9 protein-coding genes and 1 pseudogene are annotated in these 17,234 nt (G+C 43.3%); 9 read left to right on the top strand and 1 reads right to left on the bottom strand.

Annotation, left to right across the window (positions count from 1 at the left end; translation table 11 throughout):
• Positions 1 to 387 precede the first annotated feature (387 nt).
• From BMI76_RS05985 to BMI76_RS06015, 6 genes and pseudogenes are all read left to right on the top strand, one after another.
• Positions 388 to 885: a sigma-70 family RNA polymerase sigma factor gene (locus tag BMI76_RS05985; RefSeq protein WP_075346686.1), complete on the top strand. Its 498-nt coding sequence runs from the start codon at positions 388 to 390 to the stop codon at positions 883 to 885.
• Positions 886 to 1,130: 245 nt separating this feature from the next.
• Positions 1,131 to 2,701 (top strand): annotated as a pseudogene (locus tag BMI76_RS10560) (IS3 family transposase).
• 174 nt (positions 2,702 to 2,875) lie between these two features.
• Entirely contained in the window at positions 2,876 to 3,724 is an 849-nt protein-coding gene (gene ispE / locus BMI76_RS06000; protein WP_075346688.1) for a 4-(cytidine 5'-diphospho)-2-C-methyl-D-erythritol kinase, read from the top strand.
• Positions 3,725 to 3,811: 87 nt separating this feature from the next.
• A complete protein-coding gene (locus BMI76_RS06005) occupies positions 3,812 to 4,252 on the top strand; it encodes a zinc-dependent MarR family transcriptional regulator (protein ID WP_075346689.1) in 441 nt (146 codons plus the stop codon).
• 2 nt (positions 4,253 to 4,254) lie between these two features.
• Positions 4,255 to 4,965 carry a metal ABC transporter ATP-binding protein gene (locus BMI76_RS06010; RefSeq protein ID WP_075346690.1) on the top strand — a complete coding sequence of 237 codons (711 nt, stop codon included), beginning with the start codon at positions 4,255 to 4,257 and terminating at the stop codon, positions 4,963 to 4,965.
• Positions 4,955 to 5,767 (top strand): metal ABC transporter permease, encoded by an 813-nt coding sequence (locus BMI76_RS06015; protein ID WP_075346824.1) that lies wholly within the window; start codon positions 4,955 to 4,957, stop codon positions 5,765 to 5,767. The genes BMI76_RS06010 and BMI76_RS06015 overlap by 11 nt, the downstream gene beginning before the upstream one ends.
• Positions 5,768 to 5,829: 62 nt before the next feature.
• On the opposite strand, the gene tyrS is transcribed toward BMI76_RS06015, so the two are convergent.
• Positions 5,830 to 7,086 (bottom strand): tyrosine--tRNA ligase, encoded by a 1,257-nt coding sequence (gene tyrS / locus BMI76_RS06020; RefSeq protein WP_075346691.1) that lies wholly within the window; start codon positions 7,084 to 7,086, stop codon positions 5,830 to 5,832.
• A 159-nt stretch (positions 7,087 to 7,245) separates the two neighbouring features.
• On the opposite strand from tyrS, the gene pbp1b reads away from it, so the two are divergent.
• The 3 genes from pbp1b to rpoC all read left to right on the top strand — a co-directional run bounded on the left by pbp1b (position 7,246) and on the right by rpoC (position 17,153).
• The gene (pbp1b, locus tag BMI76_RS06025) at positions 7,246 to 9,615 is read left to right on the top strand and encodes a penicillin-binding protein PBP1B (RefSeq protein WP_075346692.1); all 2,370 of its coding nucleotides are present in this window, start codon (positions 7,246 to 7,248) and stop codon (positions 9,613 to 9,615) included.
• 262 nt (positions 9,616 to 9,877) lie between these two features.
• Positions 9,878 to 13,441, top strand: coding sequence for a DNA-directed RNA polymerase subunit beta (gene rpoB, locus BMI76_RS06030; RefSeq protein ID WP_075346693.1), 3,564 nt, complete (start codon positions 9,878 to 9,880; stop codon positions 13,439 to 13,441).
• A gap of 82 nt (positions 13,442 to 13,523) precedes the next feature.
• On the top strand, positions 13,524 to 17,153 hold the full coding sequence (gene rpoC, locus BMI76_RS06035) for a DNA-directed RNA polymerase subunit beta' (RefSeq protein ID WP_075346694.1): 3,630 nt from the start codon (positions 13,524 to 13,526) through the stop codon (positions 17,151 to 17,153).
• The last annotated feature ends 81 nt before the right edge of the window (positions 17,154 to 17,234 follow it).

Consider the following 17,234-nt stretch of genomic DNA (forward strand, 5'->3'; position numbering starts at 1 on the left):
CCCAGCCTCGTTCGGAGATTTTGAGACTTGGGCTCAAAATCTTAATTGAACACAGGCTGCGGATTGTATCTTGAACTTAGGTATGAAATTCCAAAGGAAGTTGCTGCGACGATTGCCGTTAGAAATCGATACTATTTCTAACGGCAATCTAATGCAAAACCTAGTCAAAAGCTATAGCGTTGGCGTTTGGTTTTGCCGTCCGTGCTACCTAAGGAAAGTATCATAACACAATAGTTCTTTTGATAAAAATTGACTTTTTCTTCAGTCTGAAACACCTCATTGAGGTGTTTTTTAGTATATAATGAGAAAACAGGACATTTATGTCCTGTTCTTAAAATCGCTTTAGCTTTATAATGATGTCATCAAACAAAGGAGGGCATCGTAAAGATGGAAGAAGATTTTGAAATTGCTTTTAATAAAGTTAAGCCGATTATATTTAAGCTGCAGCGCTGCTACTTTATTAAGCTGTGGACTCGGGAAGACTGGCAGCAAGAGGGAATGCTGGTTTTACATCAATTGTTAAAAGAACATCCTGAATTAGCTAAGGATGATGCAAAACTTTATGTTTATTTTAAAACGAGATTCTCGAATTATATTAAAGATGTTTTGCGTCAGCAGGAAAGTCAAAAGCGTCGTTTTAACAAAATGCCTTATGATGAAATCAGTGAAGTGGCTCACTGTGTTTCTAGTGCAGGCATGCAGCTGGATGAATATGTCTTATTTTATGACCGTTTAACGGCTTACAAGAAGGGACTGGATGAGAATCAGAAAGAGCAGTTTGAGCGTCTGGTCGCTGGGGAACGATTTTTGGGAAGGCAAAAAATGCTTAAAGATCTCAAGAAAAAATTGAGTGATTTCGATGACACCAGTTTAAGAGAACAGTAGGAAAAATTCTTTACTGACCGCCTGCTGAATTAGTTTAATCTTGATTATCTTATGACAAAAAGGGAAGAGCTATCAAAAAGTTAATCAAACTGGGACACACAAAAGGAACTTTACAAAAGTTTTGTGTTTTTCTTGCATGGACAGCAAAAGATCTAAAACAAAAGGCTGAGATAATTGATATACTCCCCATATAGTGGACAGTGAAAAAACAAAAATTCACTAGAAACTATAAGGGGAGTTTTCGTATGTCTAAAAGAAGTCAAAAATCAATAGAGGAAAAGTTAGAAATCGTACGACTTTATTTAGAACAAGGAGTCTCTATGTCCACCCTAGTAAAGTCTTATGGAGTGAGTGATATCACCATTAGAACTTGGGTTCGTAAATACATGTATGCAGGCAAATAGGAGCTAAAAGAAAGTCAAACTTGGAAGCACTATAGCCAAGAGCTGAAAGAACAAGCAGTTCATGATTATCTTAATGGAAAAGGGTCAACGTATACTATTTGTGACAGGTATCAAATATCCTCTAAAAGTGTTCTCGAAAAGTGGATAAAACGGTATACTAGTGGTAAAGAAATCAAAGCAACTAGTAAAGGACTCAGTCGTATGAAACAGGGACGTAAAACCACTTTTGAAGAACGTGTGGAGATTGTCAATTTCACTATTGCTCATGATAAGGACTATCAGGCAGCGATTGAGAAATATGGCATTTCCTACCAACAAGTTTATTCTTGGGTGAGGAAGTTTGAGAAGGATGGTAGTCAAGGACTTTTAGACCGCAGAGGTAAAGGGTTAGAAAGTAAGCCGAACCTTACCCCAGAAGAAGAGATGCAGCTCAAAATCAAGCAACTAGAAGAACGCAATCGTTCCCTTGAGATGGAGGTAGGACTGCTAAAAAAGTTACAAGAAATCAGACGCAGAAACCGACGGTAAGACTTGGACGTTACTTGGAAGCCTTTCAAGCTATTCAAGATTATTCTGCTAAACATCATGAAGGCTCTATTAGCCAGTTATGCCAATTGCTTGGTGTCTCTCGGTCAGGTTATTACAAATGGCTCAATCACAAGGAAACGACATCTGAGAAGACGAATCAAACACTATTAGAGAGCATTAAGGAACTTCATGCCAAACACAGAGGAATTTTAGGTTATCGTCGAATGACACGATTTGTCAACCGCCAACTTGGGACAACTTATAACAAGAAGCGAATCAGGAGGCTCATGCGAATTTTAGGAACTTCCTCAATTATTCGCCGCTCTAGAGGCTACTGCACAAAGACTAGCTTCGTCAACATTGAAGAGAACCTTCTTAATCGAGAGTTTACAGCTCAGTCACCTAATCAGAAGTGGTGTACAGATGTGACCTTCTTGCAATATGGATTAGGTTGTAAGGCTTATTTAAGTGCTATTAAAGACCTTTATGACGGCTCTATCGTAGCTTACCATATCAGTAAGCATAATGATAATCTACTTGTTATGGAAAATCTAAGAATGGCAATGGAGATTAACCCAGGAGCCACGCCACTGCTCCATAGTGATCGAGGTTCCCAATACACTTCACGGGAATACCGAATGGTAACGACACAATATCAGATGACACGCTCTATGTCACGAGTTGGAAAATGCATTGACAATGCCCCAATTGAGAGTTTCTTTGGTCACTTTAAAACGGAATGTTATGATTTGAAGACCTACAAGACATTTGAGGAGTTAGTCGCTGATAGTGATGACTATATCTATTTTTACAACAATGAACGTTTTCAAGAGAAGCACAACGGCCTTGCCCCTCTTGAAGTGAGGAACAAGGCCGTTGTTTAATCTTTTATTATTTCATTGTCTACTTGACAGGGAGCAGTTCAATCTATGTCAGTCTTTTTACATGTCATTTGGCTGTTTTAGACTGGGGAAAACTTCGCTTTTATGCGGTTTGGCAGAGCACACAAGAGAAGTTTTTGGTATAATGAATATAATCATTCACAAGAAAGGCATGATATGGAAATTGTTGAGAAAGCTCCTGCTAAAATCAATCTTGGTCTTGATATTGCCGGCAAGCGTCAGGATGGTTTTCACGAACTGTCAATGATTATGGTCAGTGTTGACTTAAATGATTATGTTACAATTACTGAAATCGCTGAAGATCAGGTCATCGTCAATTCCAATAGCTGTAAGCTGCCTTTGAATAGTAAAAACGATGTTTGCAAGGCTGCTCAGCTTTTGAAAGATCGCTACCAGATTAGTACCGGCCTTGAAATAACACTTCAAAAATCGATTCCTATATGTGCTGGCCTAGGCGGAGGTTCCAGTGATGCTGCTGCGACCCTGCGTGCTCTTAACCGTTTATGGGAGCTTAACTTATCAGAAGAAGAGCTGATTGAAATTGGCTTTGAAATTGGAAGTGATGTTCCTTATTGCATCAAAGGCGGCTGTGCTCTTATTTCGGGCAAGGGAGAGATTGTCGAAAATCTGCCCAGCTCTTTGTCGGCCTGGGTGGTCTTGGTTAAGCCCGACTTCGGCATCTCCACAAGGACGATTTTCAAAGAAATTAACACAGAGACTATTTCTCGTGTCAATATTGATGCTTTAAAAGAGGCTATTCTGACAGATTCCTATGACGATGTGCTGCAATTCATGGGCAATTCACTTGAGGATATTACCATTGCCAGGAAACCTTTTATCCAAAAAATTAAGGATCGTATGGACAAATGCGGTGCTGACATTTCTTTGATGACAGGCAGCGGGCCGACAGTTTTTGCCCTTTGCCGGACTGAAAAACGCGCCAACCGCGTTGTTAACAGTATGAAGGGCTTTTGCAAGGAAGTTTATAAGGTGAGAATAATATAAAAAGAATCAATTTCATTTGCTTCTTTTTTTTATTTATGGTAAGATTAAGCGATAAATAATTAACCGGTTAATTAAAAGGAGGGAGCTATGGCATTAGGACAGGAAATTGATCGCTTGATCAATCAGATTCTTTTAAAGGCTGAAAATCAGCACGAACTGCTGATCGGATCTTGCCAAAGTGAGATTAAGCTGACTAATACTCAGGAGCACATCTTGATGCTGCTGTCACAGGAAAATCTGACCAATTCAGACTTGGCCAAACGCTTGAATGTGAGCCAGGCAGCGGTGACGAAGGCAGTCAAATCGCTTGTGAAGCAGGAGATGCTGGAGTCTATCAAAGATAAGGCTGATGCGAGGGTGACTTATTTTCGTCTGACGGACTTGGCTAAGCCTATTGCTCAGGAACACGAGCACCATCATGCTTTGACGCTATCGGTTTATAATCATCTCTTAGACACCTTTTCAAAAGAGGAACAGGCTGTTATCAGTCGCTTTTTAACTGCCTTAAGTGAGGAATTAAAGGAGTAGCTGTGCGATATATTACTGTTAAAAATCTATCTTACCAATACGATTCAGAACCTGTTTTAGAAGGGATTACCTATCATTTGGACAGCGGTGAATTTGTCACTTTAACGGGTGAAAACGGAGCCGCCAAATCAACGTTAATCAAGGCCACTCTGGGTATTTTAAAGCCCAAGGTTGGTTCTGTGGAATTTTCTAAAACAAATGTAGCTGGTAAAAAATTACGTCTGGCCTATCTGCCTCAGCAGATTGCCAGTTTTAATGCTGGTTTTCCAAGCACGGTTTACGAATTTGTTAAATCAGGCCGTTACCCCAGAAATGGCTGGTTCAGAAGGCTGACAAAGCATGATGAGGAGCATGTTAAGGCTAGTTTGGAATCCGTCGGTATGTGGGAAAATCGTCATAAGCCTATTGGCAGTCTTTCCGGCGGACAAAAGCAGCGTGCTGTTATCGCCAGAATGTTTGCCAGTGATCCTGACATTTTTGTGTTAGACGAGCCTACGACCGGCATGGATGCAGGAACAACAGAAACCTTTTATGAGTTAATGCATCACAGTGCTCATCGGCACAGCAAGGCGGTCTTGATGATTACGCATGATCCTGAGGAAGTCAAAAAGTACGCCGACCGAAATATTCATTTGGTAAGAAATCAAGACTTGCCTTGGCGCTGCTTTAACATCCATGACAAAGATAAGGGGGAAAAAGATGATGTTAAGTGATATATTAGCTTATGATTTCATGCAGCGTGCCTTACTTGCTGTTGTGGCAATCAGTCTCTTTGCTCCGATTTTGGGGCTCTTTCTCATTTTGCGCCGCCAGAGCCTGATGAGCGATACCCTGAGCCACGTCTCTTTGGCCGGGGTTGCTTTTGGGGTTTTACTGGGAATTTCTCCGACCTGGACGACACTTTTAGTGGTTACTTTGGCTGCTGTCGTGCTTGAATATCTGCGTACGGTTTACCGTCACTACATGGAGATTGCAACAGCTATTCTGATGTCGATGGGCTTAGCACTTTCTTTAATTGTTATGAGTAAGGCTGGTGATGCCAGCAACGTCAGTTTGGAACAGTACCTTTTTGGTTCTATTATTACGATTAGTTTTGAACAGGTGGTTGCCCTCTTTGCCATTGCTGCGATTGTCTTAATTCTCACTGTCTGCTTTATTCGTCCTATGTATATTCTAACTTTTGATGAGGATACCGCTTTTGTGGATGGGCTGCCTGTTCGGCTGATGTCCATTTTATTCAATGTGGTTACAGGAGTGGCTATTGCTCTGACGATTCCGGCAGCCGGTGCCCTTTTGGTATCAACGATTATGGTCTTGCCTGCCAGCATTGCAATGCGATTGGGAAAAAGTTTTAAAACCGTTATTGCTCTGGGAATTCTGATTGGTTTCATGGGAATGGTGTCCGGCATCTTTATTTCTTATTTGGCAGAAACTCCCGCCAGTGCAACTATAACCATGATTTTCATTGCTATTTTCTTGCTTGTCGGTCTTTTGAACCGGCTGATAAAAGATTAAACAGATTTAAAAAAGAGTGACCTAAAATCAACATTTTTTAGGTCACTTTCTTTATTGGGCTGTTAATAAGTTAAGACAAAATATTTCTTCTTACCGCGGCGGATAACAGTTAGTTCATGATCAATTTTGTCTTGGTCAGATAATTGATAATCTAAGTCCTGAATGCGTTCGCCGTTGATATAAATAGCGCCGTTTTGCACATCTTCGCGAGCCTGGCGTTTAGAATTGACAATACCAGTAGCGACTAAAATATCAATAATATTAAGGCTGTCCTCTGATTTCACCGCATAGTTAGGCACATTGCTGAGGCCTTGTTTGAGTTCTTTAGCAGAAAGGCTCTTGATATTTCCTGCAAAGAGCTGTTCGGTAATTTTTACAGCTTCTTTGTAAGCTTCTTCACCGTGAACGAAGGTGACAACTTCTTTTGCCAATGTTTTTTGTGCTAAACGTTCATGAGGAGCTGCTTCGAATTTGAGACGAATATCTTCAATTTCATCCAGAGACAGGAAGGTAAAAATTTTCAGGAAACGCACAGCATCAGCATCCATAACATTCAGCCAGAATTGATACATTTCATAAGGAGACGTCTTGTCGGCATCCAGCCAGACAGCATTGCCTTCTGATTTGCCAAATTTTTTGCCGGTAGCATCTGTGATCAAAGGAACAGTAATCACATGTCCCTGCGCGTCAGCCTTACGGCGAAGCAGTTCAGTACCGGCAGTCATATTGCCCCACTGATCAGAGCCGCCGATTTGCAGGGTCACACCGTATTTTTGATTGAGAACATAAAAATCATAGGCCTGCATAATTTGGTAGGCAAATTCAGTATATGAAATTCCGGTTTCAATGCGTTTTTTCACAGATTCCTTGCTCATCATATAGTTGACTGTGAAATATTTGCCGACATCGCGCAGGAAATCAATAAAGCTGACAGATTCAAACCAGTCATAGTTGTTAACCATCTGCGCTTTGTTATCACCGTTTTCAAACTCAATAAAACGCTCCAGCTGGCTGCGAATGCTTTCAACCCAGCCTTTGACAGTCTCCTTAGTCTGAAGGCTACGTTCATCATCTTTAAAGGAAGGATCGCCAATCAAGCCGGTAGCTCCTCCTACGAGCGGATAAGGTTTATGTCCGGCTAACTGCAGATGCTTCATGACCAAAATGGGTACCAGATGACCTAGATGGAGGCTGTCTGCTGTTGGATCATAGCCTGAATAAAAAGAGACATGCCCTTCATCCAACGCTTTTTTCAGGGCCTCTTCATCAGTAGTTTGAAAGACTAAGCCGCGTGCTTTGAGTTCTTCAAAAATAGTCATAGCTTTTCTCCATATTCTTATAACATTACAAAGCATTATATCAAAAACAACAGGGGCTGTGCAAGTTCTTATGAAAGAGGAAGAAAATAATTGACTTGATAGGAACATCGGCTATGTTAAAAATAATAAATTTGATATAATGTAAACTGAGGTATTGTTATGTCCCTGCTAGAAAAAATTAAAAGAAAGTTCAAAGAAGTATTTGCTAAAAGGCCTGATCTTAGCAAAATTGACTTTGCTAAAGCAATTAAAAACCTGAAGTTAAAGGAATTAAAGCGAGCTGATTATCTGGATTTCGGTTCAGTTTTTTTGCGCACCCTTAAACTGCTGTCCGATTTTGCTTACATTCTTATTCTTTTATTTCTTTTTTTAGGCATTGGTGTGGGATTCGGCTATCTGGCGAGTCAGGTAGAACATGTAACTGTTCCTGAAAAGACGGACTTGGTCACTCAGGTTAATACTTTAACCAGAATTTCTAAGATGACCTATTCAGATAAGTCGCTGATTTCAACCATTGATACAGATCTTTTAAGAACACCGGTAGATGGCAAGGACATTTCGGAAAATGTGAAAAAAGCCGTTATTGCAACGGAAGATGAAAACTTTAAAGAACACAAGGGAGTGGTTCCCAAAGCTGTTTTTCGGGCAACGCTTGCCTCGGTTTTAGGACTTGGTGAGAGCAGCGGCGGTTCAACACTGACGCAGCAGCTCTTAAAACAGCAGGTTTTGGGAGATGATCCTACCTTTAAACGTAAAACCAAAGAAATTATTTATGCTTTGGCTCTTGAGCGTTATGAAGATAAGGATAAAATTCTGACCAATTATCTTAATGTCTCTCCGTTTGGGCGCAATAATAAGGGACAAAATATTGCCGGAATTGAAGAAGCGGCTCAGGGAATTTTTGGTGTTGCTGCTAAAGATTTAACCATTCCTCAGGCAGCCTTTTTAGCCGGACTGCCGCAGAGCCCTATTGCTTATTCACCTTATACAGCTGCAGGGAAGCTCAAATCGGCAAAAGATATGCAGCTGGGCTTGAAACGCTCGCAAAATGTGCTGTACAATATGTATCGCACAGGTGTCTTGTCAAAGGCTGACTACGAAAGTTATAAAAAATACGATCTTAAAAAAGACTTTAAAAAACCGCAGGCAGCACGGGCAGACTCCCATGATTATTTGTACTATTCGGTCTTTGAAGAAGCTCAGGATCTTATGTACGACTATCTTGTCAAAAAGGATAAGGTTTCTGCACAGGATTTAAAGAATGATAAAACCAAGGAAGCCTATAAAGAAAAAGCCCTGCAGGAGCTGCGTTTAGGCGGCTATACCATTACAACGACTATCAATAAGAAAGTTTATAAAGCTATGCAGACGGCGGTTGCCCAGCATGGCGGTTCTCTTGATGATGGAACGGGCAAAGTTGAAGTCGGCAATGTTCTTATGGATAATTCCAGCGGAGCTGTCCTTGGATTTGTAGGAGGACGCGACTATAAAAGCAACCAAAACAATCATGCTTTTGATACGGCAAGATCACCCGGATCCAGCATCAAGCCATTATTGGCTTACGGCCCTGCCATTGACCAGGGACTTATGGGCAGCTCAAGCATGCTTTCAAATTATCCCACAACCTTTGCCAGCGGACAAAAAATTATGCATGCCGGTGATGAAGGTACGGCTATGGTCAATCTGCAGGAAGCACTGGATGTTTCTTGGAATATTCCAGCTTACTGGACCTACCAGATGTTACTGCAAAAAGGCGTAGATGTTCCCAATTATATGGAAAAAATGGGCTATCATATTCCTGAATATTATATTGAAAGTCTTCCTTTAGGCGGCGGCGTTGAAACAACGGTTGCCCAGCAGACAAATGGCTACCAGACCCTTGCTAATGGCGGCGTTTATCAAAAACAATATATGGTTGAAAAGATTACTGACAGTCAAGGCAAGGTCATTTATCAGCATCAATCTAAACCGGTGCGGGTCTATTCGAAAGCAACTGCCAGCATCTTAAATGAGCTGCTTAGGGGTCCTATTAGTTCGGGCAAAACGACAACTTTTAAAGATAAGCTGAAAGCCCTCAATTCAGGTCTGGCCAATGCTGACTGGACAGGGAAAACGGGAACAACCGATGATTATACTGATGTCTGGCTGATTCTGTCTACGCCCAAAACAACCCTTGGAGGCTGGGCCGGCCATGATAATAACACGTCTTTAAAATCAATGTCGGGTTACAACAACAATGCCCAATATATGGCGTACTTGGTCAATGCGATTAATCAGGCAGATCCAAATGTTTGGGGGACCAATCAGCGCTTTAGCCTTGATTCCAGTGTTATTAAAGCCAATGTTCTGAAATCAACAGGCCTGAAACCAGCGACGGTCAATGTCAATGGAAAAACTATTTCGGTCGGCGGTGCCACCACTACGAGCTACTGGGCGAAAAACGGTCCGGGCAATACAGTCTATAAATTTGCCATAGGCGGTACAGACAGCGACTACCAAAAGGCCTGGTCAAGCATTGGAGGAAGGTAGTATTTCTTGACAAGCATAAAGAGATAGTATATAATATATGTAATTATTTGTCGTCTGCTTTGGTTGAAATATTGTCCAATCAGAGCTTACAGCAGTTAAATCAAGCTTTAAAGAGTCAGATTTAGCTGCTCTTTTTGTGCTTAATTTTAGGAAATGGCTTTATTTGTAATACACATTTAAAGTTTCTGAAAATTGCTGTAAACGGCAAATTTGCTAACGTTTTGGCCTCTTGAGAGGTCTAGAAAGAAGAAGGAGTTAAAACTTGGCAGGACATGAAGTTCAATACGGTAAACACCGTACTCGTCGCAGTTTTTCAAGAATCAAAGAAGTTCTTGATTTACCAAATTTGATTGAAATTCAAACGGACTCATTCAAAGACTTTTTAGATACTGGTCTTAAGGAAGTTTTTGAAGATGTTTTTCCTATTTCAAACTTTACTGAAACCATGGAACTCGAGTTTGTGGGGTATGAAATTAAGGAACCTAAGTATACTTTGGAAGAAGCAAGCGCTCATGATGCACACTATTCAGCGCCAATTTTTGTGACCTTCCGCCTGATTAACAAAGAAACCGGTGAAATCAAGACTCAGGAAGTTTTCTTTGGCGATTTCCCGCTGATGACTGAAATGGGAACGTTCATTATCAATGGTGCTGAGCGGATTATTGTTTCCCAGTTAGTTCGTTCACCAGGTGTTTACTTTAATGATAAGGTTGATAAAAACGGTAAAGTCGGCTATGGCTCTACTGTTATTCCAAACCGCGGTGCCTGGCTTGAACTTGAAACGGACTCTAAGGATATCGCCTATACAAGAATTGACCGGACGCGTAAAATTCCATTTACAACACTTGTGCGGGCTCTTGGTTTTTCCGGCGATGATGAAATCCTCGATATCTTTGGGGACAGCGAACTGGTTCGCAATACTATTGAGAAAGATATTCATAAAAATCCCAATGACTCCAGAACTGATGAGGCTCTTAAGGAAATTTACGAACGTCTTCGTCCGGGTGAACCTAAAACAGCTGACAGCTCGCGCAGCCTTTTGATTGCTCGTTTCTTTGATGCCCGCCGCTACGATTTGGCAGCTGTCGGCCGTTATAAGATCAACAAAAAGTTAAATATTAAAACCCGTCTGTTGAATCAAGTTATTGCTGAAAATTTGGTGGATCCTGAAACAGGTGAAATTCTGGTCGAATCAGGAACTGAGATGACACGCAGTGTGATTGATTCCATCTCTGATTATCTGGAAGGCGATCTCAACAAGATTGTCTATACCCCTAATGAGTATGCTGTTTTGACAGAGCCTGTTATTCTGCAAAAATTCAAAGTCGTTGCTCCTAACGATCCGGACCGTGTTGTGACTATTGTCGGCAATGCTAATCCGGATGACAAGGTACGCCACCTGACACCTGCCGATATTTTGGCTGAAATGTCTTATTTCCTTAACTTGGCTGAAGGTCTGGGCAAGGTTGATGACATTGACCACTTAGGCAACCGCCGTATCCGCGCAGTCGGTGAGCTGCTGGCCAACCAATTCCGCATCGGTCTGGCTCGTATGGAGCGCAATGTTCGTGAACGCATGTCCGTTCAAGACAACGAAGTGCTTACACCGCAGCAGATCATCAATATTCGTCCGGTAACAGCAGCCATCAAAGAATTCTTTGGTTCGTCTCAGCTGTCACAGTTCATGGATCAGCACAATCCGCTGTCTGAGCTGTCTCACAAGCGCCGTCTGTCAGCCTTAGGGCCTGGCGGTTTGACCCGCGACCGTGCCGGCTATGAAGTTCGTGACGTACACTATACTCATTACGGCCGTATGTGTCCTATTGAAACCCCTGAAGGACCTAACATCGGTTTGATTAACAACCTGTCTTCTTATGGGCATCTGAACAAATACGGTTTCATCCAAACACCGTACCGTAAGGTTGACCGCAGTACAGGCGTGGTTACCAATGAAATTGAATGGCTGACTGCGGATGAAGAAGATGAATACACTGTTGCTCAGGCCAATTCAAAACTCAATGAAGATGGCACATTTGCTGAAGAAATCGTTATGGGACGCCACCAAGGGAACAACCAAGAATTCCCAGCAAGTTCTGTAGAATATATGGATGTTTCGCCTAAACAGGTAGTTGCCGTTGCGACAGCATGTATTCCATTCCTTGAAAACGATGACTCCAACCGTGCCCTCATGGGTGCCAACATGCAGCGTCAGGCTGTGCCTTTGATCGATCCGAAAGCGCCGCTTGTGGGAACAGGGATGGAATATCAGGCTGCCCATGATTCGGGAGCTGCTATTATCGCTCAAAATGATGGGAAGGTTGTTTATTCTGACGCGGACAAGGTTGAAGTCCGCCGTGAAGACGGTTCCCTTGATGTTTACAATATTACAAAATTCCGCCGTTCTAACTCAGGAACTGCCTATAACCAGCGAACACTTGTGAAGGTAGGCGACAGTGTTGAAAAGGGTGACTTTATTGCTGACGGACCTTCCATGGAAAAAGGCGAAATGGCTCTCGGTCAAAACCCAATCGTCGCCTATATGACATGGGAAGGCTACAACTTTGAAGATGCCGTTATTATGAGTGAGCGTCTGGTTAAAGATGATGTGTATACATCGGTTCACTTAGAAGAGTTCGAGTCAGAAACCCGCGATACAAAACTTGGCCCTGAAGAAATTACCCGTGAGATTCCAAATGTTGGGGAAGAAGCCCTCAAAGATCTTGATGAAATGGGTATTATCCGCATTGGTGCCGAAGTAAAAGAAGGAGATATCCTTGTCGGGAAAGTAACGCCTAAAGGTGAAAAAGATCTGACTGCTGAAGAGCGTCTCCTGCATGCTATCTTTGGTGACAAGTCGCGTGAAGTGCGCGATACTTCTCTTCGCGTGCCGCACGGCGGAGACGGTGTTGTCTGCGACGTTAAGATCTTTACCCGTGCTAATGGTGATGAACTTCAGTCAGGTGTTAACACCTTGGTTCGTGTTTACATTGCGCAAAAACGTAAGATCAAAGTCGGAGATAAGATGGCCGGACGTCACGGGAACAAGGGTGTCGTTTCACGTATTGTTCCTGTTGAGGACATGCCATATCTTCCGGACGGAACACCTGTTGATATCATGCTGAATCCTCTCGGTGTGCCATCACGGATGAATATCGGACAGGTTATGGAACTTCACCTTGGTATGGCTGCCCGCAGCTTAGGCATTCATATTGCAACTCCGGTCTTTGACGGTGCGACATCTGATGATCTTTGGGAAACGGTTAAGGAAGCCGGTATGGCTTCTGACGCCAAGACCGTCCTTTATGACGGCCGGACTGGTGAACCATTTGACAACCGTGTATCTGTCGGTGTTATGTACATGATTAAACTGCATCACATGGTTGATGATAAACTCCATGCTCGCTCTGTCGGTCCTTATTCAACGATCACTCAGCAGCCGCTGGGAGGTAAGGCTCAATTTGGCGGACAGCGTTTCGGTGAAATGGAAGTTTGGGCGCTGGAAGCTTACGGTGCATCAAATGTTCTGCAAGAAATTCTGACCTACAAGTCTGACGATATCACAGGCCGTCTCAAAGCTTATGAGGCCATTACCAAGGGCAATCCAATTCCAAAACCAGGTGTGCCGGAATCATTCCGCGTTCTTGTGAAGGAATTGCAGTCGCTGGGACTTGATATGCGCGTTCTTGACGAGGATGACAGAGAAGTTGAACTTCGCGACCTTGATGAAGGTGAAGATGAAGATGTCATGCATGTTGATGACCTTGAAAAAGCGCGTGAAAAACAAGTTATTGAAGCCGCCGAATTTGCAAATGGTGATGAAAAATAACAGATAAATAAACTGCCAGCTGCTTAATCTGTAGATAGCTTAGGCTGTCTGGCTGCTGATAATCATAAGAAAGGTAAAATTAGTGGTTGACGTAAATCGTTTTAAAAGTATGCAAATCACATTAGCTTCGCCTAATAAAGTCCGCTCATGGTCTTACGGCGAAGTTAAAAAACCTGAAACAATCAACTATCGGACCTTAAAACCAGAACGTGACGGTCTGTTTGATGAGGTTATTTTCGGTCCAACGAAAGACTGGGAATGTGCCTGCGGTAAATACAAGCGTATTCGCTACAAGGGGATTATCTGCGACCGCTGCGGTGTTGAAGTGACCCGTACCAGAGTCCGCCGCGAACGCATGGGACATATCGAATTGAAAGCACCTGTTTCTCATATCTGGTATTTCAAAGGTATTCCTTCTCGCATGGGTCTCACTCTTGATATGAGCCCGCGTTCCCTGGAGGAAGTTATTTACTTTGCCGCTTATGTGGTGATTGATCCCAAGGACACACCGCTTGAGCCAAAATCTCTGCTGACTGAGCGTGAATACCGTGAAAAGCTTCAAGAATACGGTCCGGGATCGTTCGTTGCCAAAATGGGTGCAGAAGCTATCCAAGACCTCTTGAAACGTGTTGATTTAGAAGCAGAAATTGCAGAGCTGAAAGCTGAATTAAAAACAGTTTCCGGTCAAAAACGCGTGAAGGCTGTTCGCCGTTTGGATGTTCTTGACGCCTTTCAAAAATCAGGCAACAAACCCGAATGGATGGTACTGAACATCCTGCCTGTTATTCCGCCGGATCTTCGTCCAATGCTGCAGTTGGACGGCGGCCGCTTTACAACTTCTGACCTTAACGACCTCTACCGCCGTGTCATCAACCGTAACAACCGGTTGGCACGTTTGCTTGAATTGAATGCTCCCGGTATCATCGTTCAAAATGAGAAACGGATGCTGCAGGAAGCGGTAGATGCTTTGATTGATAATGGCCGCCGCGGCCGTCCGATCACAGGACCCGGAAGCCGTCCGCTTAAGTCTTTGAGCCATATGCTTAAAGGGAAGCAAGGCCGTTTCCGCCAAAACTTGCTCGGTAAACGGGTTGACTTCTCAGGCCGTTCCGTTATTGCCGTTGGTCCGACACTTAAGATGTATCAATGCGGTGTTCCGCGTGAAATGGCTATCGAGCTCTTTAAACCGTTTGTGATGCGCGAAATTGTCGCCCGCGACATCGTGCAAAATGTTAAGGCAGCAAAACGCTTGATTGAGCGCGGCGATGACCGCATTTGGGATATTCTCGAAGAAGTTATTAAAGAGCACCCTGTTCTTCTTAACCGAGCACCGACTCTTCACAGACTGGGTATTCAGGCTTTTGAGCCCGTTTTGATTGACGGTAAAGCTCTCAGACTTCATCCGCTTGCCTGTGAAGCCTACAATGCCGACTTTGACGGGGACCAAATGGCCATTCACGTGCCGCTGTCAGAAGAAGCTCAGGCAGAAGCCCGTCTCTTGATGTTAGCTGCTGAACACATTCTTAACCCTAAAGATGGTAAACCAGTTGTAACTCCTTCTCAGGACATGGTTCTTGGTAACTACTATCTGACTATGGAAGATGCCGGCCGTGAGGGTGAAGGCATGGTCTTCAAGGACCGTGATGAAGCAGTTATGGCTTACCGCAACGGTTATGTGCATCTCCACAGCCGTGTGGGTATTGCTGTTGACAGCATGTCTGACAAACCATGGACAGATGAGCAAAAGCACAAAATCATGATTACAACTGTTGGTAAAATTCTCTTTAATGATATTATGCCGGCAGACCTTCCTTACCTTCAGGAACCAAACAATGCTAACTTAACAGACAAAACTCCTGATAAGTACTTCTTAACGCCTGGTTCTGATATCAAGGAAGTTATTAAAAATCTTGACTTAAATATTCCGTTTAAAAAGAAAAACCTCGGAAACATTATCGCTGAAATCTTTAAACGTTTCCGTACAACGGAAACCTCGGCCTTCCTTGACCGCCTGAAAGATCTGGGCTATTACCACTCAACCTTGGCTGGTTTGACAGTGGGAATTGCAGATATTCCGGTTATTGATAACAAGCAAGAAATTATTGATGCAGCCCACCATCGCGTTGAAGAGATTTCCAAAGCTTTCCGCCGCGGTCTGATGACTGACGACGACCGCTATGAAGCTGTTACCGCAACTTGGCGTGATGCTAAGGAAAAACTGGAAGAGCGTTTGGTTGAGACACAGGATGCTAAGAATCCAATCGTTATGATGATGGACTCTGGAGCGCGTGGTAACATCTCTAACTTCTCCCAGCTTGCCGGTATGCGCGGCTTGATGGCTGCTCCTAACGGACGCATTATGGAGCTGCCTATCCTGTCTAACTTCCGTGAAGGTCTGTCTGTATTAGAAATGTTCTTCTCAACCCACGGTGCCCGTAAAGGTATGACCGATACAGCGCTTAAGACTGCCGATTCCGGCTATCTTACCCGCCGCTTGGTTGACGTTGCACAGGATGTTATTATCCGTGAAGATGACTGTCATACGGACCGAGGCTTGACAATTACAGCCATTACTGATGGCAAGGAAGTGACTGAAACGCTTGAAGAACGCCTCGTCGGCCGTTACACTAAGAAGACAGTTAAGCATCCTGAAACAGATCAGGTTCTTGTAGGAGCTGATGAATTAATCACTGAAGACATGGCCCGTAAGATTGTTGATGCCGGTGTTACTGAAGTGACGATCCGTTCAGTCTTTACATGTAACACGCGTCACGGTGTCTGCCGCCACTGTTATGGTATCAACCTAGCAACAGGCGATGCTGTTGAAGTTGGTGAAGCAGTTGGTACGATTGCTGCCCAATCAATCGGTGAACCGGGTACACAGCTGACGATGCGTACCTTCCACACGGGCGGTGTTGCTTCAAATGCCGACATTACACAGGGTCTTCCTCGTATTCAGGAAATCTTTGAAGCCCGCAATCCTAAAGGTGAAGCTGTTATCACAGAGGTTAAGGGACAAGTCACAGACATTGAAGAAGATGCTGCTACCCGCACTAAGAAGGTCTACGTCAAAGGTGCAACAGGGGAAGGTGAGTACACTGTACCGTTCACAGCTCGCATGAAAGTTGAAGTGGGCGATGAAGTTCACCGCGGAGCACCGCTGACCGAAGGGTCTATTCAGCCCAAACATCTACTGGAAGTCCGTGATACCTTATCTGTTGAAACTTACCTTCTTTCTGAAGTACAAAAAGTTTACCGCAGTCAAGGGGTAGAAATCGGAGATAAGCACGTTGAGGTTATGGTTCGCCAAATGCTTCGCAAAGTACGTGTTATGGATCCGGGAGATACAGATCTTCTTCCGGGTGTTCTGATGGACATTGCTGACTTTACAGATGCCAATAAGGATATTGTCATTGCTGGCGGCATTCCTGCCACAAGCCGTCCGGTTCTCATGGGAATTACAAAAGCTTCCCTTGAAACAAATTCATTCTTGTCTGCTGCTTCTTTCCAAGAAACAACTCGTGTTCTTACAGATGCTGCTATCCGCGGTAAGAAGGATCACTTGCTTGGTCTTAAAGAAAATGTTATTATCGGTAAGATTATTCCGGCCGGTACCGGAATGGCACGCTACCGCAACATTGAGCCGCAGGCTGTTAATGAAGTTGAGCTTATTGAAGATACTGAAACTGATGAAAGTCTCGTAACAGAATAGAGAGGAGCCCTGCTTAGCAGGGCTTTTTTATAATAATTCTAATCTTTCTCACAAATGAGCAAAATTTTTTTAAAAATGAGG

It is taken from the genome of Streptococcus sp. 'caviae' (assembly GCF_001937065.1).
Lineage (GTDB): Bacteria > Bacillota > Bacilli > Lactobacillales > Streptococcaceae > Streptococcus.

Coding starts and splice junctions, on each gene's coding strand:
- BMI76_RS06015 (WP_075346824.1), top strand. CDS start 4,955: ATGTTAAGTGATATATTAGCTTATGATTTCATGCAGCGTGCCTTACTT.
- ispE (WP_075346688.1), top strand. CDS start 2,876: ATGGAAATTGTTGAGAAAGCTCCTGCTAAAATCAATCTTGGTCTTGAT.
- BMI76_RS06005 (WP_075346689.1), top strand. CDS start 3,812: ATGGCATTAGGACAGGAAATTGATCGCTTGATCAATCAGATTCTTTTA.
- BMI76_RS05985 (WP_075346686.1), top strand. CDS start 388: ATGGAAGAAGATTTTGAAATTGCTTTTAATAAAGTTAAGCCGATTATA.
- tyrS (WP_075346691.1), bottom strand. CDS start 7,086: ATGACTATTTTTGAAGAACTCAAAGCACGCGGCTTAGTCTTTCAAACT.
- pbp1b (WP_075346692.1), top strand. CDS start 7,246: ATGTCCCTGCTAGAAAAAATTAAAAGAAAGTTCAAAGAAGTATTTGCT.